The following is a 20,415-nucleotide window of genomic DNA, read 5'->3' as shown; positions in this document are numbered from 1 at the left end:
ACAGCATGGCGATACTCGACAACTTCAGGGACAAGGACTTTCTTGACCAGATAACCATCCTAAACGATATATCTGGTAACAAGGACCCCGAGGCGTTGCCCGAACTTCTGGAGCTTCTCAAGCATCCGGTTGGCGACACGTCCATCGACTACATGGTAGTCAACGCGCTCAATGCCGTCCTGTCCGGCAATGAGGCCAAGGTCGTGGAAGGTCTTTCCGATGCGCACGACGGATTCCGTATCCTCTGCATACGCGTGGCGGGCGAACACGGGTTCCTCAGTGCGGCGGCCCCCTTGGCGGCAATGGCGCAAAAGGAGACCGACGTCGACCGACTCATGGAGATTCTGAACTCCTTGGCCCGTATTGGCGATCCCTCGACCATGTCCACCTTCCGGCTCTATCTTGACCACGAAGACCCCTTCATCCAGTCCGCCTGCATCGAGGCCTTGGGACGGCTTGACGACGATGAGTCCATACCGAGCTTCAAGCAGATGATAGATGAAAGCGAGGCTCCGGACCGCTACGAAATCTGCGACCTGACCACATGGAAGGCCGTTGAGGCACTGGCAGCCTTCTCTTCCAACGAAACCATCGAATTTCTGGTAGAAAAACTCCACCACAAGAACCCGACGGTGCGTCGGATCATCACGGACTCCCTCGTCGCCATCGGCCCCACCTGCATCCCCATGCTCTTCAAGGCCTTTGAATCCGAAGACAAGGACCTCAGAATCCTGGCGGTCAACGTGCTCGGCTTCCTCGGAGACAGAATGGGAGCGGACGGGCTGGTCGCAGCCATAGACAAGGGACAGGTGGGAGACGCCAACCTACGCTACGCCGTATACGAGGCCCTTGGCCGCATCGGTTCCATGAAGGGCCTCATCTGCCTGGTGGATGGCCTGTCCGAGACCGATGAACTGATCCTCATGGCCGTCATCGGCGGGTTGGAAAAGCACGTCAATCCGGGCATGATCGCCACCCTGACCAAACTCATCACCAAAGCGGACGACCAGAGCGACCGGCTGTGCAAGGCGATCATTTCCTCGCGCGCCACCAAGATTTTTGACGCCCTGTACGAAAACGCGGGTGCAGGCGACGGACTTGTCGAAGCGTTGATCCAGTCCCGCGACCCGGAGATACTCGGCGAATTCCGCTCCCTGCTGCAGGAAATCGGCGGCCCCAGAGCCGAAGAGGATTTGGCCGTGCTGCCGGAGATTGCCACCGCTGTTCGCAAGGCCCTGGCTGCGGACGACTCCCGCTCCATGTGCGCCATGCACCGCGCCATCCTGACGGACCTCGGCTTCGAGCCCTCCCTGGCGACCAACGGTGAGGAGGCATACGACTTCATCGCCCAGGGTGATCTCTTCGACATCATCATTACCGACATGAACATGCCCATTATGGACGGCATGGAACTGGTCGGCAAGATTCGCAACACTCCCGGTTATGAGGACGTGCCCATCATCATGGTCACCACCGAATCCGAGAGCTCCCAGCAGACCCTTGCGACCAAGACCGGCGTCACCGCCTTTGTCACCAAGCCCTTCAAGCCCGAAACCCTGAAGACCAAGATCGAGGAACTGCTCGCCTAGGTCTCCGGCTGATATCGCATCACAAAGGCCTCGGCAGCAAAGTGCTGCCGAGGCCTTTTCTTATCTTCATCCAGACTCAGGCTCGCCTTTCATCCAAAGGCCCAAACCTTCCCGCATGTAACTGCCCCCAGCATACCGAGGCTGCGGACTCCCACGGCCAACATCCGGGCAGGCCTGTCCAGCAGGGACCAATCTGCCATGACGTCAGTTATTCAAAACAAAAAAGGCCGGACTCCGTAAAGAGTCCGGCCTTTGAAAATACAAATTCAGCGCTATCGTTAGTCTTCCAGCTCACTGGCGAGGGCTGCGATTTCCTCGCGGATAATTCGTGCGGCCTCGGCAGGCACCAGTTCCGCAATTTCCTCGCGCAGCCGCAGTTCCAACTCTTCCACGCGAGCCTCAAGCGAAGCCACCTTGGCCTGCAATTCAGCCACTTCCTCAGAAGGTTCGGTACGGACATCGGCCATCAACTGATCAACGCCAACTTCATCCGAGAGATCGACCCCGACATCGGACGGCAGGGTCTCGGCAGCGATCATGTCCGAAACGGAACCCATTTCCTCGGTATCCAGATCCATATCATCATCGCCGTCGTCGTCCATGATGTCGGAAACATCCACCTCCACATTGTCCAGGAGGCTTTCCATATCGTCCATGACATCATCTTCGGTCAGGTCATCCATGCCGGTCAACTCGGCAAGGTCGAGGTCGGCACCTGCGGCCTCGGCCACAGCTTCCACAGCTGCGTCGGGCGCGGGTTCGTCCATGAGCATCGAAATCTCGTCGTCGGTCACGGCTTCTTCCACCGGAATTTCGCTCTCGGCATCCTCTACCAAAGCAACGTCTTCCGCGTCCTCATCCTCGATCAAAATTTCGTCCACCCCTTCGTCGGCCAGGGAATCCAGCGATATTTCGTCTTCCACGGCAGCATCGGCCAGGGCTTCATCCGCAGCCGCCTCAAACGGGTCGATCTCCGCTTCTGTCGGGGCAGCGTCCATAGCGGTATCAAACGGATCAATCTCCGCTTCGTCCGCAGATTCTTCGGGTTCACCGGGTTCATCGGCAGCAACCGGTTCGGGCTCGTCAGCTTCCAGGGCCTCATCGAGCGACAATTCCGGCTCTTCTGCCGGCTCCTCGGCCGAATCTTCAACCATGGCCTCGTCAAGCAGCAACTCGGGCTCGTCCGCAGCGATCTCGGCCGCAGCCGTTTCCTCAAGAGGCATATCGAGCAACTGCTCCAGTTCCTCGGCTGGCTCCTCTTCGATCACCTCGTCAAGCAGCAATTCAGGCTCTTCGGCAGTGTCCGGCTCAACAGCCGGGGCTTCTTCGGCAGGCATTTCCGGGGTAGAAATTTCTTCGGCAGGAGCTTCCTCGACCATGTCATCCAGCAACATGGCCCCTTCCTCGCCCCCCCCGTTCAGCAGATCGTCAAGGTCAGGAGCGTCGTCCACATCCTCAAACAGATCGTCCAGCTTGATGACATCCTCGTCACTGTCTCCGGCATCGGGCACGGTCTCATTGTCTTCGGCCAGATCATCCAGAAGCGCGGCTACATCCTCGCCGTCAGGCTCTTCTCCAGCCACATCGTCCAGAACGAGCAGGTCTTCGCCCGCCTCGGCTTCCACAACGTCATCCAGCACCAGAAGATCGTCGTCGCCATCGTCATCCGGGCTTTCGACAGCGTCGTCGAGAATCAGCATGTCCTCATCGGAAGCCGAATCCGCCACATCGTCCAGCACGAGCAGATCATCGGCATCATCATCGCCCATGATGTCGTCCAGAATAACAGGCTCACCGTCACCGTCCGCCTCATCGGCGGCAGCCTTCTCCTCTTCCAGATCATCCGAGAAGAGGTCTTCGAGCTCCTGCTCGAAATCGGCGTCGAGATTGTCGATGTCGAGAGCCTCGTTTTCAGGGGCTTCACTGAACACGTCATTCACATCGACAGTATCATCTTTGGACGGAGCCGGAGTCATGGTATCTCCCTGGGAAGCAGTTGGAAAAAGGGGGGCTGTCACACAGCCCCCCTCGAATCACCCGTGTGAAATTACTTCTTGGGGTGGCAATCCTTGCAGCCCTTGGGGCCCTTTTTCTTGGCCTTGTGGCAACCGAGGCAAGAATTCGGAGCCTTCTTTTGGTGCCAAGCCTGGTAGAAGCCCGTGGGGTCTTTCTTGGCGGCCTTGCCGGCGTCAACGTGACAGCCTTCGGCCTGGCAGCCCTTGATGGCAGCCTTGTCCTTGGCCTTGTGGTGACAGACCAGACAGTCGGCAACGGCTTCGTGCTTCTTGTGCGGGAAGGTCACCTCGGTCTTGGTGGCCTTGGCGCCGTCGGGCACATGCAGCGTCATGGTGTCAGCCGGAGCATTACCGGCGATGACGGACGGCAGGGCAAAGGCACAGACCAGAGCCGCAACCATCAAGACAATCATCAGAGATTTTTTCATGAACCTACTTCCTCCTTTTGCAAAATGAACAATCACACTCTCTACTTATGCGGGATAAATAAGTATCCCCCCCCTGTCAAGCCGGGGGTGGCATCGTAGATGGTTGCTTTTACCTGAAAAACCCCTTCCAAGGCAAGGATAAATCCAATTACGAGGGTTCGGTTGAAAGATTGTATTTGCGGTCGTAACCACGCGGTGTCAAAATGAAATCTCCGCTTTTCCGGGTGGTTGAATTACCGACAATCAGCACGGTCTGCATATCCACGGCATCCGGGTCCACCATTGCAAGTGTGGTCAACGTCACGGTCTGCCCCGGACGGTTTGCCCTCTCGACGATACCCACCGGCGTTTCCGGCAAGCGATGCTCGGCCACGGCAGCCAGGGCGCGCTCCAGATGGTCCCGCCGTTTTTTGGACCGTGGATTGTAGATGGCAATGACGAAATCCGCCTCTGCCGCCAGACGAAGTCGCTTTTCGATAACCTCCCACGGCGTGAGCAGATCGCTCAGGCTCACCGAGGCGAAGTCATGCATGAGCGGCGCGCCAAGCAGGGCCGATGCGGCAACGAAAGCTGGCACCCCCGGCACCACGGAAAAGGGAACGGTTCCAATCAGCCCCTCGGCCTCCAGCACTTCCAGCAACAGACCGGACATGGCGTAGATTCCGGCATCGCCGCTGCACACCATGACCGTGCGCTGCCCGTTTCGGGCGCACTCCACAGCGCGCTTCACCCGCTCCACCTCGCCGGTCATGCCGGTGGAGATCACGGTCTTCCCCTCCAGCAGGGCGGGATCGACCAGCTCGATATATCCCTTGTATCCGGCCACCACCTCGGCGGCCTCAAGCGCCTCGCGGGCCGCCGGAACGAGCAACGAGGCATCACCAGGACCGAGACTCACGGCTGTCAGCATCTACTTTTCCCTTTTCTTCCCGGCCACGGCCAGGGTCACTGTTTTTGTCTTGGTTTTCTCGACCAGCAATTCACCGCCTTCGGCCAGGAGCAGGGCCGCGGCTTCGGCCACGGACGCCACCCCCATACGGCGCTGCACCGTGGCCGACGGGTTGGGCACGGTCACGGCGTCCAACTGGTCCGGTCCGAAAAATACGGGGGTCACGCCCAGCCGGGAAGCCGCTTCGAGCAACCCGGATTCGTCCGCCTTTACCTCGGCGCTTGCCAGGCCGCGAACAGCCCGAAGCGAGAGCCGCTCCTGCCGGAACACGGCCTCGATATGGTCAAAAATCTCGTCCGCCCCGGTTCCCCGGCGGCAGCCCACGCCCAGCATCAATGCCCGGGGATATAGCCGCAACGCTTCCGGGTCAGGGCAGTCCTCCCGCATCGAGACCCATACGCCCGGCTCTCCGGGCCACCATGCCGAGGGATCGGCAAGCGGCGCGGCCCAAGGCTTGCCCTCGGCCTCCAGCCATCCTTCGGGATCGAATATCTGTACGGCCCGCCCATCCAGAATGGCGGCATTGACGGTCTTTATTCTGCCGATATTACCGATGGCGAGTCCGCGCTCGACCGCGAGCATATCCATGGATGGCAGCCCCGCCGAATCCGTGGCAGTGGTGATAACGGCCTGCCCGCCCCCGATTTCGGCACACCGCTTCGCCAATTCATTGGCCCCGCCCAGATGCCCGGAAAGCAGGCTGATGGCAAACCGCCCCTCCTGATCCAGACAGATCACGGCCGGATCGGCATCCTTGCCGCGCAGGTGCGGCGCAATGCACCGGACCACAATGCCCGTGGCTGCCACAAAGACATGGGCGCGATAACGGTCAAAGGTCTCGGCCATCAGCTCGGGCAGGGAATCAAAGGCATGGGCGGCAATGTCTCCACGATACCGGCGCGGGGCATACACCTCGCCGCCCAACGCGGCGGCCAGCCGAACGGCCAGATCAAGCCCCCTTCGGGTCAGGGCATAGCAGGCAACGAATGCGGACATGATGCTAGGACGTTACCAGTTCGAGCCCCGATGCGGAAGAGGAAAGAGACTGGGCTACCCCAGGCGGTTTCCGTCAAAATCAAACACCGCGTATTCCACTGCCATATTTCCGCCCCCGAACTGCCGCGCGGCTCCGGTAGCCTGACGTACCAGCAGGCGAACCAAAGCCGGACGGGCCGGGTCCTCGGCCAGGATGCTGAGCACCTGCCGGGCGGTGTTGGCTCCGCGCACAGCCTCTTGGTGGGATGGGTCGCAGCCTGCTTCGGCACACCAATCGGCCAGCCGGGCAAAATCAATGGGGTCGGATTTGGCATGGGTGTACTCCATGCCCTGCGCCTGCTTGACCAGCTTGCCGAAGAACAGGGACCAGGTAACACGCGCAAGCCCTTTTCGGGCAGCCGCCCGCATGGCAAAGGCGAAATAATCCGCAGCCTGTACCAGTGCCTGGGGCGAGGTGTCGGGGTGGGACTCCAGATAGAGCCGCTCGGACCGCCGCCCGGTGGTAAGTACAACGTGGTCCAGCCCGAGAGCCAGGGCCACGTCCATCCCCTCCTCGATGGTGGCGGTCCAGGCATCGTGGGAATAGGGCCGGACAATGCCCTGCGTGCCCAGAATGGAGATGCCGCCCAGAATGCCGAGGCGCGGATTCATGGTCTTTTTCGCAATGGCCGCGCCCTCCGGGACCTCGACCAACACGCGGAGTTTTCCCGACACTCCGATCGCGAGCCCCCGCACTCCGGCCTCAATCTGTTTGAGCGGCTCTGGATTTATGGCCGCCGCGCCCACAGGGACCGGCAGGCCGGGCAGCGTGACCCGCCCCACCCCCAAGCCACCGTCGATATGCACCGCAAGTCCGGCTTCGCCATTTCGAGTCAGGGAAACCACGGTCTGGATCTCGCAGCCGTGGGTGGCATCCGGATCGTCGCCCCCGTCCTTGATGACCGTGGACCGCACAGCCTCGCCTTCCTGCTCTACACGAAAGATAGGCACCGCGAGCGTACCTCCCACGGGCAGCGGGGCCTCGACCTCATTCAGCCTTTTGCCGAAAAGCAGATAGTGCAGTGCGGCCATGGCCGCAGCCGTGGCGCAGGTACCGGTTGTCCGTCCGGTTCGCAATTCTCCGGTCACTTTTTTGATCCGATTCGCTGGGGCGGCTCGTAGAGGAACGTACCCGCCTGATTGGAAATATTTTCTATCATGTTGGTGAAAAGCAGAAGATGGAAAGGATACATGACCTTCCAGTAAAGAATACCCCACAAACCGCGCGGCAGGAATCGGGCCGTCATGGAAAGGTCCACGGCATTGTCCCATTGGGTCGTGAGCTTGAATTCCAGCAACGCCTCTCCGGGCAGCCGCATTTCGGCCAGCAGGAGCAGCCTGCGCCCGGGATCACTGGCAATGACCCGCCAGAAATCCAGAGCATCTCCCACACGGGGCACCCCATTGCCCTGTGGCCGACCACGCTTTGTCCCCGGCCCGGCCAGCAGGCGGTCGATGAAACCGCGCAGCCGCCACAGCGGGTCGCCATAATACCAGCCCCGCTCGCCGCCGATACGGGCCACGGTCTCCCACACCTTTTTCGGATCGCCCTGAAGCCGTGCCCGGTAGCCCATCTCGTAGCGCGTGCCGCCCGCATAGGTCGGGTCGGAAATTCCGGCCCACTCCGGCATACAGGCGCTGCCCACATCAAAGAGGCAGGTCTCCACCTCCTGGTGCGCCGTCTTGTCCACGGCCATCCGAATGGCCTCACGGCAGCTCAGGAGGTCCTGGGGAACCAGCTCCCGGATTGCGTTGTCCCGGCATATCACCTCGTTGCGCAGCCCCTCCACCAGGGACCGGACCAGCGACATGGGCACGGGCGTGAGCATGGATACCCAAAAGGACGACAGCCGAGGCGAAATAAACGGTACCGGGATAATGTGCCGACGCGGCAGTCCGGCCACATCGGCATACAGTTTGAAAAGTTCGGTATAGGTGAGGATGTCCGGGCCTCCGATATCCAGCGTCCGTCCGGCGGTCTCCGGATTTTCCAGGCAGCCGAGCAGGTAGCCGAGCACATTGCGGATGGCGATGGGCTGCGCTTTCGTCCGCACCCACTTGGGGGCGAGCATGAAGGGAAGCCTGTCGCCCAGATACCGGATGAGTTCAAAGGAGGAAGACCCGGACCCGATGATCTGGGCAGCGCGGAGCGTGGTAACCTGTGCCGGGGAAAGGGCCAGGATACGGGCCACTTCGGCCCGGGAGCGCAGATGCTTGGAAAGCGGCTGGTCGTCGCGATCCTCTCCCAGGCCGCCCAGGTAGATGATCCGCTCCAGGCCTGAGCCAGCGGCGGCGCGGACCATGTTGTAGGCCGCGTCCCGTTCCTCGGCCGCGAAGTCGCGGCTGGGACGGCTCATGGAATGAACGAGATAATAGGCCGCCTTGCACCCTCTGGCTGCGGCCAGCAGGGACTCGGCATCGTGCATGTCGGCACGCACCGCTTCCGCATTGGGATTGGACGCCCAGGGCCGGGCCTGAATCTTCTCCACGCTCCGCCCGGCCGCGCGAACCCTATGGCCCCGCTCCAGCAGGAGGGGCACCAGTCGTCCGCCGACATAGCCGGTGGAGCCGAGCACGAGTACGGGCCGTTCATCCATGGGGTCCCCCTCGGCGGCCAATGAGCCGCTATTTCTTGCCGAAACGAATCTCAGCGTCCCTGCGCGTCCAGCCCCGCTCCTCCATACACTGGTCATAGACTTCGTACTGGCGGCGCTTGTCCAGGGGATACTGTTCCCCGGCCTTGACGTCGCAATCCAGGGAATCCTGCTTGAGCTGGGCCTTGCGCTCCCGGTTGCCCTCAATGTCGGAGTTGGTCCACTGGGCGGAGCAGGCCGCCGTGAGCAGCAGGAGAGAGAGCAGGCAGAGAATCAACAGATACGGGCGCATGGCAGCTCCTCGGGGCTGGTTATTCATCCTTCAAATCCCGGCTCATCAGGTCCTTGACGGCCTCGGCCGGGTCCTTGTCCTCATAAAGGATACTATAGACCTGCTCGGTGATGGGCAACTCCACGTCGAGTTTCTTGGAAAGATTATAAAGCGAGCGGGTCGTCTTGACGCCCTCGGCCACGGCCCGCATCTCGCCGATGATCTCGTCCAGCTTCATGCCGCGCCCCAGCTTGAGGCCGACCTGGCGGTTGCGCGAGAGGTCGCCGGTGCAGGTCAGCACCAGATCGCCCATGCCGGAGAGGCCCATGAAGGTCCGCTGCTGGCCGCCCATGGCCATGCCCAGGCGGGACATCTCGGACAGTCCGCGCGTGATGAGCGCGGCCCGGGCATCGTGCCCGAAACCAAGGCCGTCGGCCATGCCCGTGGCAATGGCCATGACGTTCTTCACCGCGCCGCCCAGCTCCACCCCCCGATAGTCCGGCGTGAAATAGACGCGGAAATACGGAGTGGAAAACGCGGCCTGCAACTCGCGGCCCAGATCGTGATCCTCACACCCGAGGGCCACCGAAGTGGGCATGTCGCGGCTGACCTCCGCCGCGAAGGACGGGCCGGAAAGCGAGGCGTAGCGTGGCCGTTTGCCCTCCAGGGCCTCGGTCACCACCCGGCTCATGGGAGCCAGGGTCTCCAGCTCGATGCCCTTGGACGCGCAGACCATGACCGGCCGGTCGGGCAGCATGTCGCGGAACCCTTCCAGCGCGGACCGAATGAACTGGCTGGGAATGACCAGCAGGAAATAATCGACCCCGGCAAAGGCTCGGGCCGGGTCCATCTCGGCCACCAATTTGTCGCTCAGGGTCACGCCCGGCAGAAAAACCGAGTTCTCGTGGCGTTCGTTGATGTCGTTCACAACGGCGGCCTCGCGCGCCCACAGCACGGTTTCCACGTCGTTTTTGGCCAGCATGTCGGCCAGTGTGGTACCCCAGGCACCGGCGCCGAGTACGGCTATTTTCATATAAAGAACTCCTTGGCGTTGAACAGGGGAGGCAACATTACGTACCCTGCCGGACGCTGGCAAGGGTCAATGCGGCGGGTTCGGTTCGTGCACCTGTTGCATCCGGTCCCCCGGAACGGTATAGACAACAGCCATGGCCATACAATTCACCGAGACCGAACAGAAGATCCTGGCGCTGGCGGGCACCGACCTGCCGGATACCGAGCAACCGTTCAAGACCATTGCCGATGCGGTGGGCGTGGACGAACAGACCGTCATCGACCTCATCGCCGACCTCAAGGCACGGAAGATAATCCGCCGCTTCGGGGCCACGCTAAGGCACCAGAAGGCGGGCTACAGCCACAATGCCATGGTCGCATGGCGGGTGCCGCCCGAGCGGCGCGACGAAGTGGGCGAAATTTTCAGCTCCCGGCCGGAGATATCCCACTGTTACATTCGCCGCATCTATCCCGAGTGGACGTACAACTTCTACACCATGATCCACGGCGAGCACCCAGGACATGCGGCGGAAGTGGTGGCTGAACTGGAAAAACTGACGGGCATCGACGACAACTGCGTGCTCCGGTCCCTCAAGGAACTCAAGAAGACCTCCATGGTCTACTTCAAATAACAAGGACATCATCCATGGATTCAAAATCCCTTTACGCCAAGGCCCTGCCCCTCATGCCCGGCGGCGTCAACTCCCCCCTGCGCGCCTGCCGCTACGTCAACAGCGAGCCCGTGTTCATCGAAAACGCCAAGGGGGCCTATCTCTATGATATGGAAGGCCGCAAGTACGTGGACTACGTCTATTCCTGGGGACCGCAGATTTTGGGCCACCAGGACCCGGCCGTGAGCGCCGCCGCCCACGCCGCCATCGACCACGGGTCCAGCTATGGCGCGCCCTGCCTGGGCGAGGTCACGCTGGCCGAGGCCATCAGCAAGCTCGTCCCGTCCATGGAGATGATGCGCATGGTCTCCTCCGGCACCGAGGCCACCATGTCCGCCCTGCGTCTGGCGCGCGGATACACCGGCCGCAAGAAATTCGTCAAATTCATCGGCAACTACCACGGTCATGCCGATGCCTTCCTGGCTGCGGCCGGTTCCGCAGCGGCCACTGTGCCCGGTACCCCCGGCGTGCCCGAGGAAGTGACCATGCACACCCTGCTCGCCCAGTACAACGACCTGGAAGCGGTCAAGGCGCACTTCGAGGAATGCGGCGACGAAATCGCCTGCGTCATCGTGGAGCCGGTGGCGGGCAACATGGGGCTGGTCCTGCCCAAGGACGGCTTCCTCCAGGGACTCAGAGACCTGTGCACCCAGTACGGTGCCCTGCTCATCTTCGACGAGGTCATCACCGGCTTCCGCGTGGCTCCGGGCGGCGCGCAGCAGCGGTTCGGCATCACCCCGGACCTGACCACCCTGGGCAAGGTCATCGGCGGCGGTTTCCCGGTGGGCTGCTACGGCGGCAAGCGGGAGATCATGGAGCACATGGCCCCGGTAGGCGGCGTGTTCCAGGCCGGAACCCTCTCCGGCAACCCGGTGGCCATGGCTGCCGGTCTGGCCACCCTGAACCGGCTGGCCGAGTGCGACTACGACGCGCTGGAGGCCAAGACCAAGGCGCTGACCGATGAGTTATCGTCCATTCTGACGGCCAAGGGCCACCCGGTCTGCGTGCAGCAAATCGCCTCGGCCTTCACCCTCTACTTCTCCGCAGAGCCGGTTACCGACATGGCCAGTTCCGCCAAGGCGGACCAGAAGACCTTTGCCGTGTACTGGCGCCAGATGATGGACCAGGGCATCTACCTTGCCCCGGCCGGTTTCGAATGCGCCTTCACCTCCTTCGCCCACGCGGACGAGGATTTCGAAAAGACCATTGAAGCGGCCAAGAACGTCAAGTTCTAACCCACTCCCCCATACGTACCAACAAAAGAGGCCGTCCCACTTCGGGACGGCCTCTTCTTATTCGTGTATCCGAGAGACGTAGCGACGCCTCTGTCATTTCCTTGAAATTCGGTGAAAGCGTTATACTCCCACCCTACGCAGTAAACCAAAAGTTGAATTTCTGACGTACCTATTTAAAAAGTCTTAGACGCCAGAAGGGCTCCGCAACTTTCGGTATATCCCCTTCGCGCCGCGGGACCACCCCGCGGCGCGAAGGGCAAGGAGGAGTCGCGCAACCCCTACTTATCCTTTTTGAAAACGATCAACGGACAGTTCTTGCAGATATCCGCGCCGGGGAATCCGTCGCCGGGCCGGGTGATGGAGCTGCTTGCCGCATTGATGCGTTCCTGAAGCCGGTCGAAGACCGCACCGAACTGCTTGCCGGGAATGATGACGTTGATCTCTCCCCGCTCGGTCTTTCCGGCGTTGTAGCTGCCGGAGCAGGCCGGAAGCATGTTGAACTCCTGGGCCGTGTAGGTGCGGACGTTGCCGCCGCAGGCCGAGGAATTCATGGTGATGGTCGGATGCAACGGGTGAGTATCCGTTGCGGCCATGTAGTCTACGGCCAGGTGATAGGCCTGCATGTTGTCACAGTAGAAATGGACGGTGTCCGGTTCGTACAGCCCGTCGATGCTGCCCAGCGGTGCCACGGCGATGCCGACAAGCCCCTCGGGCATACGTGCCTTGGACTTGACGAACCGCTCGGCCTGGTCGAGGTCGCGGGTGTACTTGGCATGGCCCTTGATCTCGGCATCGTCCAATTCCTTCCAGCCAAAGCTGTACAGCGCGTTGCCGCACCCCAGCCCGGCCTTGTCGGAATAGACGATCTGGCCCTTCATCCGGGCCGCTATTTCCCACTGACAGAACGTCATGGGCTTGACCGGGGTATAGACCTCCGGGGCTGCCTCACGGAACGCGTCCACCTCTGCCTGATCGTAAAAGAACTTTACGCCGATCGGGTAGTGGTAGAGCCGAAGCTCCTTCATCAAGACGTCCTGCATTTCCTTGTACGACATGAAAACCCTCCTACGGGATTGTACGGATGGTGCGCGCCAGCCGTGTGCTCCGGCCTGTGCCGGATCAGGGCACGCTATCCGTCCCGACGTCCCCGGCCAAGTGAATTGGGGGTTGTGAAATCGGGCACCCGTGTTGTGTTAAAAAAAACATAATCAACTTTTTTTCGTCTGAAAACCTTGTACCTTTTTTCTCAAAAAGCGTGCTGATACGGGAAGGGAGCGGCGTGGGGACATGGACCGACCCCTTCCCGTCTTCCCCGCGCGGAACGCGGAATCAGGGGCTTTCCGCGCTGCGGGACCACCCCGCAGCGCGGAAAGAAAGGGAGGAGCGGAGAACTCCTGGGATCCCTTGATGATGATCAGGTGTTACCTTGGCAAAAGACGGTGAAATAGGAAACGTCGTCCTTTTTTTTCCAACATCCGTGTCTTTTTACGGATGGATCAGACGCGGCAAAGAGAGGACATGAAATCGATGATGCGGGAGGCAACCCCGGAGGAAAAGATCATCCAGACGTGTCCGATAGGCGGACATGATTCCTCCAGCCAGCCGGACCTGCCGGTTCCCAGACAGAAGAGGGGGCAAACATAGTCGTCCACCGGGCTATAGAGGGAAAGACGGGGACAGTCCGGGTCCTCGACACCATCCATGCAGCGGGAAATGTGACGGCCGGGAATAAGGTCCCTGGCCATGCGGTTCGGCCCGAACCAGCCCAGCGCGGAACCGCCGTGGGGCGACCCCAGGGTGACCAGTCCGGCAATCCGGTCCCGATAGCGGGGATCTCCGGCCACTGCCCGGCAGACAAGACCGCCAAGGCTATGGCCGATAAGGACGACGCGCGTTTCCTTCCGGCCGCCGAGCAGCCGGTCCAGGTGCCTTGCCAGTCCCGCCACCGCCGGATCAAAGGTGGAAGTGAAGCTATTGTATTGATAGGTGGAAATGTTTCCGATGCCCACCCGGCGCAACCGCCGCTCCAGCACCACCCAGGCCGTCCGGTTGTGGTACAGGCCGTGAACCAGCACCACAGGGTCCCCGGCGCTCTCGGGATGGTCTCCGCCCAACAGTCCCAGCCAGTAAAGCGGCATGACCACCAGATCCGCCGCAATGGCGGTAAGCCAGCACCGGCACAAGGGGAACAGCAGCCCGCCAGCCTGCCGCCGCAGTTCCGCCAGTTGCCCGGCCCGGCTATTGGCCGCCAGCAGGAACAAACAGCGCAACAACGGGAAAACGACCAGAAAGAGGATCAGGGCGATAAGGAGACCTTTGAGCATGGCGCATGGTTACCGCCTTGCCGGACCGTGTCAAGCCATGTGCGCATAAGACCGTGCCGGCCATGAAAATTGTTACTCTTTCTTGCCACCAATCCCGGCACGCATTACGTTCATCTCTCACAACCGCAAAAGGAGAATTCCGTGACCACCACTCTCTGCCTCGACATCGGCAGCGGCACGCAGGACGTGCTCCTCCACTACCCGGACCGGGAAATCGAAAACTGCCCGAAGTTCGTCCTCCCCTCCCCGGCCCTGCGCATCGGCCGGAAGATCGCGGCCCTGACCGAACAGGGCAAGAATATATGGCTCCATGGTCGCAACATGGGCGGCGGCATGACCCGGTTCGTCCGCGCCCACCAGAAGGCCGGGCTGCAAGCAGCCGCCACGCAAAGCGCGGCCTATACCATGGCCGACGATCTGGCAGCCCTGGAGGCCAGCGGCATCCCCCTGCGGGAGGAATGCCCGGAAGGTTACGAGCCGGTTCACCTCACGGACTTTGACGAGCCATGGTGGCGCGCCCTTTTCCAGGCTGCGGAGCTGCCCTGGCCGGACCGCATCGCTGCTTGCGCCCAGGACCACGGATTTCACCCCGGCCAGTCCAACCGCATGGGACGGTTCAAGCTGTGGCGTTCCTTCCTGACCGAAGGGGGCGGACGGCCCGAGGCCCTGATCTACGACACCCCGCCCGCCATGCTCACCCGACTGGCCGACCTGCAGGACGAGATAGGCGGCGGCCCGGTGGCCGACACCGGCGCGGCGGCCGTACTCGGCGCGCTCTACGTGGACGAGATCGCCGCACACGGCCGTGAGACCGGCATCACCCTCGTCAACATCGGCAACTCCCACCTCATCGCCTTTCTCCTCTACCAGGACCGCATCCACGGCGTGTACGAACAGCACACCGGCTGCGTGGACGGGGCAAAGCTCTGGAAGGATCTGGATAAATTCCGCTGCGGCTGTCTTTCCTTCGAACAGGTCTTCGAGGACAAAGGGCACGGCTGCCTGACCCTGGATCTGCCGGAAGGTGCGGACGGTTTCCGCCCGACCTACGTCATCGGCCCGCGCAGGGCCATGCTGGAAGGATACGACGTTTCCTTCCCCTCACCCGGCGGCGACATGATGCTGGCTGGCTGTTTCGGAATGCTCAAGGGGCTGGGCATCAGCTCCGGGCATAAATAGGCATCCCATTGTTTGCCCGACAGCTAGGCAGCAACGCTTCGCCGTGTTAGCATGAAGACGGATTCAGCACCCCAACAAGGAAAACAACCATGTTGCAACGTCGTATATTCCCGGTTCTCGTCGGCATCTTCCTGCTCTCCGCCCTGCCCGCCTCTGCCGACTGGAAGAACCTCATGAACAAGGCAGCCGACAAAGTTGCCAAAGAATCGGCCCCCCTCGCCGGGGAGTCCTACACCCCCTATGAAGCCGTGGCCGGAGTCAGGGAGATTCTCACCGATTCCACCGAATACGCTTCCCAAACCCTGACCACAGGCAAGGGGTACGCCGCCGACGCGGCCACTGCCCTCTCCCTGCCCGACTGGCTGACCAACGTTCCGGGATCGGACAAGCTGCTCTCGACCATGAACGGCGTGGCCCAGAAGGCCACTCCCGAGGCTGAGGCTTCGTTCCTCGACGCCATCAAAGACCTGTCTGTCCCGGACACCGCGTCGCTGCTCGGCTCCTCCGCATCATCCATGACCGCCTGCACCGACTATCTTGAATCCAAGAGCCGGGATTCCCTCAAGGGCATGGTCGAACCTATAGTGGCCAAGTATGCCGAATCCGCCGGGATGGGCTCCACCCTGGCAACCCTGTCGACAGCCGCGCAGGTTACCGGCAACACCAGTTTCGATCTCAACGACTATCTTTCGGACAAGGTGCTGGACGGTATGTTCCACTACATGGGCGTCAAGGAAACCGAACTGCGCCAAAGCGGCGGGGCCGGAGCCTCGGCGCTGCTGCAAAAAATCCTGTAAGGAGGAGCAACAATGTCCCGCCCTCTCAAGACCGGACTCATTATCGTCGGCGCGCTGGTCGTGCTCTTCGTGACCGCTGCCGCCATCCTGGTGGCAACAGTGGACCCCAATGAATACAAGGCCGATATATCCAAGGCCGTCAAAGACGCCACCGGACGCGAACTCGTGTTCGAGGGCGATATCAAACTCAATGTTTTCCCGTGGCTCGGCCTGGAGGTCGGCCCCGTGGCCCTGGGCAACGCCCCCGGATTCGCGCCCAAGGAAATGGTGCGCGTCAGCAAGGCCATGGCCTCCATCCGCATCATGCCGCTGCTGAGCGGCGAAATAGCCATCGGCGATGTGGTGCTCGACGGGTTCGCCCTGAACCTGGCCGTGAACAAACAGGGCGTGTCCAACTGGGCCGACCTGGCCGGAGGCAAAAAGGACGATGCCAAGCAACCGGAACCGACCAAGCCCGAAGCGGCAAACGAAGGTAAATCCGCATCCTCCGGCTCCGTGCCGCAAAACCTGTCCGTCCAGGGCGTGAGTATCACCGGTGCGCAGGTCAACTACGTCAACGAGCAGGCCGGACAGAACGCATCCGTCTCGGACCTGAACCTGACCATCGGTCAAGTGGGCGACAAGCTGACCACCCCGTTCGAGCTGACCTTTGCCGTCAAGATGGACCAGCCCAAGATCGACGCGCGCCCGAAACTCTCCGGCATGGCCACCTTCAACCAGTCCAAGGAGACGTTCGATCTCACGGAACTGGCCCTGGAGCTGTTCAACATGCGCATTACCGGGTTCCTCTACGCCAAGGACCTGAACCACGACCTCAACTACTCCGGCGAGTTCAAGCTGGCGGCCATGAACCCGCGCGACCTGATGGACAAGCTCGGCATTGCCGCCCCGGTCACCAGCGACCCCAAGGCCCTGACCTCGGCCCAGGCCGATCTCAAGATCAACGGCACGGCGGACAGCGTTTCCCTGGAAGCCCTCACCGCCAAGCTCGACGATACCACACTGACGGCAAACGGCGCGGTCAACAACTTTGCCAAGCCCGCCATCACGGCTGAAGCAAACGTGGACGACCTGAACGCGGACCGCTACCTGCCCCCGGCTTCGGACAAAAAAGCCACTTCAGCCGCCGCAACCTCCAAGACGGAATCCGCACCGGCCAAGAGCGATACCCCGGCCACCGAACCGGACCTGTCCGCACTCAAGGACCTGAACCTCTCGGCCAAGCTGACCGTAGGCAAGCTCAAAGCCATGAACCTGACCATAACCGACATCCTGGTCCAACTGCGGGCCCTGAACGGCGTGGTCACCATCCAACCCTTCTCCGCATCCCTCTACCAGGGGGCCCTGGCCGCCAAGAGCGTGCTCGACGCCCGGTCCACCCCGGCTTCCTGGATGGAAGGCGCGGACCTCAAAAACGTTCAGGCCGGACCGTTGCTCAAGGACCTGACCGGCAAGGACCACATCCTGGGCACCACAGTGGCCAAGTATAGCCTCACCGGCTCCGGCCTGACCCCGGACAACATCAAAAAATCCATCTCCGGCACAGCCTCCTTTGCCTTTACCGACGGCGCCATCAACGGCATCAACGTAGCCAAGATGCTGCGCGATGCCTGGGCAGTGCTCAAAGGCCAGCCCTCCAGCTCCGACGAGGCGGAAAAGACCGACTTCGCCGAACTGCTGGGCAGCGCCGTCCTCACCAAGGGACACATCACCAACAACGATCTGCTCATGAAGTCCCCGCTGCTGCGGCTTACCGGCAAGGGCTGGGCCGACCTGCCGCAGAACAACCTGGATTATCTGGCCACGGTCACCGTGGTCGGCACCCTCAAGGGGCAGGACGGCGCGTCCATCGAAGACCTCAAGGGACTCCCCCTGCCCGTGCGCGCCAAAGGCTCGCTCGACAATCCGTCCATCAGTCTGGATACCAAGGCCCTGGCCGAAGCCCTGTTCAAAGGAACCTTCAAGAAGGGCACCAAGGACCTGGAAAAGAACCTCAAGAACTCCATCCTCGGCGGTTCCTCCTCCGGCACAGATACCAAAGATAAAAAATCCCCCGGCTCCATCCTGAAGAACCTCTTCAAATAACCGGGCCATCCCCGAACACAAGGCCGGGCGTCCAACGACGTCCGGCCTTTTTTTGTGGTGCTGTAGTGCTAATGGTGCTGTGGCGAAGAGATTGGCTATGGGGAGGCCTCCGGCGGCCCCTTCGGGGAGACCAGGGCGTTGCCCTGGACCTGCTCAAGGCCGAGGGCCTTGAGAATCCCATTGCCGCTTTCGCGGGGGCGTAGCCTGCCAAGGCGTCTCTAGTCCGCGATGGCGGACGGTTCCGCCACCGTGCCGATTAACGGTTTGCACCGAAAAAATCGGAGCAAGGTATCTGCTGCTTACCGTCACACCGCCAGCCGATTTTCTCGGCGCAAACCGGGAGGTTTTAAAAAGAAAAGGAAATAAAGCTACTAAAAAAACGTTTCCTTTGACTTTATTCCAACCCGCCGTCCTGACGAGCCTTTCAAGCTTATCCCACTCCCACAGACGGCGGGGCTACTGTCCGTGAAGATTTGAGGAGCGCTTTTTTCGTCCCGGCAGGGCGAAAAGCGCGCTCCTCAAAGATTTACGGACGCCGCATAGCCTGAGCCCGCCAAGCCTTCAGCCAACAAACTACCAACCTCCAAGCTCCTGCCCCGCGCAGCGGCGAAAGGGATCCAAGGGCCTCAGCCCTTGGCGGGTCCAGGGCAGCGCCCTGGCCGTCGGAGACGCCCCACCGGCGAGGTGGCCCCGCTGGCAAGCGCCAGCCGGAGCATCACGGCAACGCAATTGCAACCTTGGTGTCACACATCTATACATGACCCAGCGTAGATTAGCCGGAAACCTTATGAGGAGGCGCTTCATGTTTCGCAGATTGCCACTGACCTGTTTGTTCCTTGCGCTTTTCATCGGCTCGGCGCTGGCGGCCGAACCAATCATCGAGAAATACGACATCGAGATACCGGACAATTTCAGGGTGCCTTACACGGGCGTGTATGCCGATCGGTTCCCGGACGGATTCACCATCGGCATCGGCTCCGGCCTGTGCTACGTGGGCAAGGCCAAGGACGGCAGCCGGGTATTCTATGCCGTCGGTGACCGGGGGCCCAATGCGGACGCGCCGAAGTTCGAATCCAAGGGCAAACCGATACCGACCAAAATGTTTCCGTCCCCGAAGTACAACCCTTCGTTCGGCGCACTGCGCGTGAAGGACGGCAAGGCCGTGCTGGCCAGCCTGATTCCGTTTCGGGACGCGCGGGGCCGGGCCATTTCGGGCCGTCCCATCCCCAAGGGGAGCGTTGGCGCAACCGGCGAGATTCCGGTGAACGACAGGCTGCATACGCTGTCGTGCGACGCGGAGGGACTGGACACGGAAGGCATCGCCATTGATGCGAAGAACCGCCGTGATATCTGGGTCTGTGACGAATATGGCCCGTTCATCGCGAAGATTGACGGCTATAGCGGTAAGATTCTGAAAAAGTACGTCCCGGGTGTCGATCTGCCCATGATAGCGGCCACCCGCCAGCCAAACCGGGGCTTCGAGGGCATTGCCGTCACGCCGTCGGGCAAGGTACTGGCCGCCATCCAGTCCGTGTGCGATGTGGACGGCAACATCAAGACGTCCAAGGCCACGTTCATCCGGCTGCTGCTGCTCGACCCGGCAACGGGCAAGGTGCAGCAATACGCCTACCCGCACAACCGCGACGACTACAAGAAATCCGGCGACGCCAAGATCGGCGATCTGGCGCAAATTTCCGAGACCAAGTTCCTGCTCATTGAGCGGGGCAAGGGTGCGGACGGCAAGACGCGCATTCCGGTATACGTGATCGACATTGCGTCGGCCTCCGACATTACGGGCGTGAAGACTGCGGATGGCAAGGAGCTGGAAACGCTGGCCGACCGGGCCGAGGTCGAAAAGCTGGGCGTGAAGTATGTGAAGAAGACCAAGCTCTTCGATCTGAAGGAATGGGGCTGGAAGCCGGGCAAGGCCGAGGGCGTGGCTTTGCTGCCCGATATGCGCACGCTGGCCTTCTCCTCGGACAATGATTTCGGCTTCACCTACAAGGTAGTGAACCCGATCCTGGATGAGGCCGGAAAACAGGTGAAGAACATCAAGGCATACACCGTGGATGGCAGGGGCCAGGTAAAGTACAAGGGCAAGCCGGTCGACACCAGGGTCGAACTGGAGCCCACCGGCACGGCCTCCAAGCTGTGGATCATCACCCTGCCGAAACGGGTGGACAGATACTAACGACTGACTGTGATAAAAAGGAAAAGGCCGCTCCATGGAGC

The 20,415-nt window shown here is 61.4% G+C and carries 17 protein-coding genes; 7 read left to right on the top strand and 10 right to left on the bottom strand.

Annotated features, from left to right (window positions below; genetic code table 11):
- Positions 1-5: 5 nt before the first annotated feature.
- Positions 6-1,589 carry a HEAT repeat domain-containing protein gene (locus ACI0FG_RS00580; RefSeq protein WP_419786613.1) on the top strand — a complete coding sequence of 528 codons (1,584 nt, stop codon included), beginning with the start codon at positions 6-8 and terminating at the stop codon, positions 1,587-1,589.
- Positions 1,590-1,867: 278 nt separating this feature from the next.
- Here the strand turns inward: ACI0FG_RS00580 and ACI0FG_RS00575 are convergent, their stop codons facing one another.
- The 8 genes from ACI0FG_RS00575 to ACI0FG_RS00540 all read right to left on the bottom strand — a co-directional run bounded on the left by ACI0FG_RS00575 (position 1,868) and on the right by ACI0FG_RS00540 (position 9,914).
- Entirely contained in the window at positions 1,868-3,565 is a 1,698-nt protein-coding gene (locus ACI0FG_RS00575) for a hypothetical protein (protein WP_419786612.1), read from the bottom strand.
- Positions 3,566-3,636: 71 nt separating this feature from the next.
- On the bottom strand, positions 3,637-4,032 hold the full coding sequence (locus ACI0FG_RS00570) for a cytochrome c3 family protein (RefSeq protein WP_419786611.1): 396 nt from the start codon (positions 4,030-4,032) through the stop codon (positions 3,637-3,639).
- A gap of 148 nt (positions 4,033-4,180) precedes the next feature.
- On the bottom strand, positions 4,181-4,942 hold the full coding sequence (gene cobJ / locus ACI0FG_RS00565) for a precorrin-3B C(17)-methyltransferase (protein ID WP_419786610.1): 762 nt from the start codon (positions 4,940-4,942) through the stop codon (positions 4,181-4,183).
- A complete protein-coding gene (locus ACI0FG_RS00560) occupies positions 4,943-5,977 on the bottom strand; it encodes a cobalt-precorrin 5A hydrolase (protein ID WP_419786609.1) in 1,035 nt (344 codons plus the stop codon).
- 54 nt (positions 5,978-6,031) lie between these two features.
- Complete coding sequence (gene cbiD / locus ACI0FG_RS00555) at positions 6,032-7,105, bottom strand: cobalt-precorrin-5B (C(1))-methyltransferase CbiD (protein WP_419786608.1); 1,074 nt, start codon at positions 7,103-7,105, stop codon at positions 6,032-6,034.
- Positions 7,102-8,613, bottom strand: a complete 1,512-nt coding sequence (locus tag ACI0FG_RS00550; RefSeq protein ID WP_419786607.1) for an SDR family oxidoreductase — start codon at positions 8,611-8,613, stop codon at positions 7,102-7,104. Before ACI0FG_RS00550 ends, cbiD begins: the two co-directional genes overlap by 4 nt.
- Before the next feature lie 28 nt (positions 8,614-8,641).
- Positions 8,642-8,902 carry a hypothetical protein gene (locus tag ACI0FG_RS00545; protein WP_419786606.1) on the bottom strand — a complete coding sequence of 87 codons (261 nt, stop codon included), beginning with the start codon at positions 8,900-8,902 and terminating at the stop codon, positions 8,642-8,644.
- 19 nt (positions 8,903-8,921) lie between these two features.
- Positions 8,922-9,914, bottom strand: coding sequence for an NAD(P)H-dependent glycerol-3-phosphate dehydrogenase (locus ACI0FG_RS00540; RefSeq protein ID WP_419786605.1), 993 nt, complete (start codon positions 9,912-9,914; stop codon positions 8,922-8,924).
- A gap of 133 nt (positions 9,915-10,047) precedes the next feature.
- Here ACI0FG_RS00540 and ACI0FG_RS00535 point away from each other — a divergent pair, with 133 nt between their 5' ends.
- Entirely contained in the window at positions 10,048-10,524 is a 477-nt protein-coding gene (locus ACI0FG_RS00535) for an Lrp/AsnC family transcriptional regulator (RefSeq protein ID WP_419786604.1), read from the top strand.
- Between the two features lie 14 nt (positions 10,525-10,538).
- On the top strand, positions 10,539-11,798 hold the full coding sequence (gene hemL / locus ACI0FG_RS00530) for a glutamate-1-semialdehyde 2,1-aminomutase (protein WP_419786603.1): 1,260 nt from the start codon (positions 10,539-10,541) through the stop codon (positions 11,796-11,798).
- Positions 11,799-12,076: 278 nt separating this feature from the next.
- Here hemL and ACI0FG_RS00525 read toward each other — a convergent pair whose 3' ends face one another.
- On the bottom strand, positions 12,077-12,853 hold the full coding sequence (locus ACI0FG_RS00525) for a DUF169 domain-containing protein (protein WP_419786602.1): 777 nt from the start codon (positions 12,851-12,853) through the stop codon (positions 12,077-12,079).
- A gap of 441 nt (positions 12,854-13,294) precedes the next feature.
- A complete protein-coding gene (locus ACI0FG_RS00520) occupies positions 13,295-14,122 on the bottom strand; it encodes an esterase/lipase family protein (RefSeq protein WP_419786601.1) in 828 nt (275 codons plus the stop codon).
- Positions 14,123-14,263: 141 nt separating this feature from the next.
- Here ACI0FG_RS00520 and ACI0FG_RS00515 point away from each other — a divergent pair, with 141 nt between their 5' ends.
- The 4 genes from ACI0FG_RS00515 (at position 14,264) to ACI0FG_RS00500 (ending at position 20,374) form a co-directional block, all read left to right on the top strand.
- Entirely contained in the window at positions 14,264-15,301 is a 1,038-nt protein-coding gene (locus tag ACI0FG_RS00515) for a DUF1786 domain-containing protein (RefSeq protein WP_419786600.1), read from the top strand.
- A gap of 89 nt (positions 15,302-15,390) precedes the next feature.
- Entirely contained in the window at positions 15,391-16,098 is a 708-nt protein-coding gene (locus ACI0FG_RS00510; RefSeq protein ID WP_419786599.1) for a DUF4197 domain-containing protein, read from the top strand.
- A 12-nt stretch (positions 16,099-16,110) separates the two neighbouring features.
- Complete coding sequence (locus tag ACI0FG_RS00505; RefSeq protein ID WP_419786598.1) at positions 16,111-18,183, top strand: AsmA family protein; 2,073 nt, start codon at positions 16,111-16,113, stop codon at positions 18,181-18,183.
- A gap of 802 nt (positions 18,184-18,985) precedes the next feature.
- Positions 18,986-20,374, top strand: coding sequence for an esterase-like activity of phytase family protein (locus ACI0FG_RS00500; protein ID WP_419786597.1), 1,389 nt, complete (start codon positions 18,986-18,988; stop codon positions 20,372-20,374).
- Positions 20,375-20,415 lie beyond the last annotated feature (41 nt).

The sequence above is a fragment of the Pseudodesulfovibrio sp. 7M6 genome (genome assembly GCF_050058625.1).
Classification (GTDB): domain Bacteria; phylum Desulfobacterota; class Desulfovibrionia; order Desulfovibrionales; family Desulfovibrionaceae; genus Pseudodesulfovibrio; species Pseudodesulfovibrio salinus.
The sequence above is the reverse complement of the archived record's forward strand: the minus strand, read 5'-3'. Positions and strand labels throughout refer to the sequence as shown.

What these genes read in the sequence shown, in the direction of transcription:
- ACI0FG_RS00580 (WP_419786613.1), top strand. Translation starts at nt 6, where the DNA reads ATGGCGATACTCGACAACTTCAGGGACAAGGACTTTCTTGACCAGATA.
- ACI0FG_RS00575 (WP_419786612.1), bottom strand. Translation starts at nt 3,565, where the DNA reads ATGACTCCGGCTCCGTCCAAAGATGATACTGTCGATGTGAATGACGTG.
- ACI0FG_RS00570 (WP_419786611.1), bottom strand. Translation starts at nt 4,032, where the DNA reads ATGAAAAAATCTCTGATGATTGTCTTGATGGTTGCGGCTCTGGTCTGT.
- cobJ (WP_419786610.1), bottom strand. Translation starts at nt 4,942, where the DNA reads ATGCTGACAGCCGTGAGTCTCGGTCCTGGTGATGCCTCGTTGCTCGTT.
- ACI0FG_RS00560 (WP_419786609.1), bottom strand. Translation starts at nt 5,977, where the DNA reads ATGTCCGCATTCGTTGCCTGCTATGCCCTGACCCGAAGGGGGCTTGAT.
- ACI0FG_RS00550 (WP_419786607.1), bottom strand. Translation starts at nt 8,613, where the DNA reads ATGGATGAACGGCCCGTACTCGTGCTCGGCTCCACCGGCTATGTCGGC.
- ACI0FG_RS00545 (WP_419786606.1), bottom strand. Translation starts at nt 8,902, where the DNA reads ATGCGCCCGTATCTGTTGATTCTCTGCCTGCTCTCTCTCCTGCTGCTC.
- ACI0FG_RS00540 (WP_419786605.1), bottom strand. Translation starts at nt 9,914, where the DNA reads ATGAAAATAGCCGTACTCGGCGCCGGTGCCTGGGGTACCACACTGGCC.
- ACI0FG_RS00535 (WP_419786604.1), top strand. Translation starts at nt 10,048, where the DNA reads ATGGCCATACAATTCACCGAGACCGAACAGAAGATCCTGGCGCTGGCG.
- hemL (WP_419786603.1), top strand. Translation starts at nt 10,539, where the DNA reads ATGGATTCAAAATCCCTTTACGCCAAGGCCCTGCCCCTCATGCCCGGC.
- ACI0FG_RS00525 (WP_419786602.1), bottom strand. Translation starts at nt 12,853, where the DNA reads ATGTCGTACAAGGAAATGCAGGACGTCTTGATGAAGGAGCTTCGGCTC.
- ACI0FG_RS00520 (WP_419786601.1), bottom strand. Translation starts at nt 14,122, where the DNA reads ATGCTCAAAGGTCTCCTTATCGCCCTGATCCTCTTTCTGGTCGTTTTC.
- ACI0FG_RS00510 (WP_419786599.1), top strand. Translation starts at nt 15,391, where the DNA reads ATGTTGCAACGTCGTATATTCCCGGTTCTCGTCGGCATCTTCCTGCTC.
- ACI0FG_RS00505 (WP_419786598.1), top strand. Translation starts at nt 16,111, where the DNA reads ATGTCCCGCCCTCTCAAGACCGGACTCATTATCGTCGGCGCGCTGGTC.
- ACI0FG_RS00500 (WP_419786597.1), top strand. Translation starts at nt 18,986, where the DNA reads ATGTTTCGCAGATTGCCACTGACCTGTTTGTTCCTTGCGCTTTTCATC.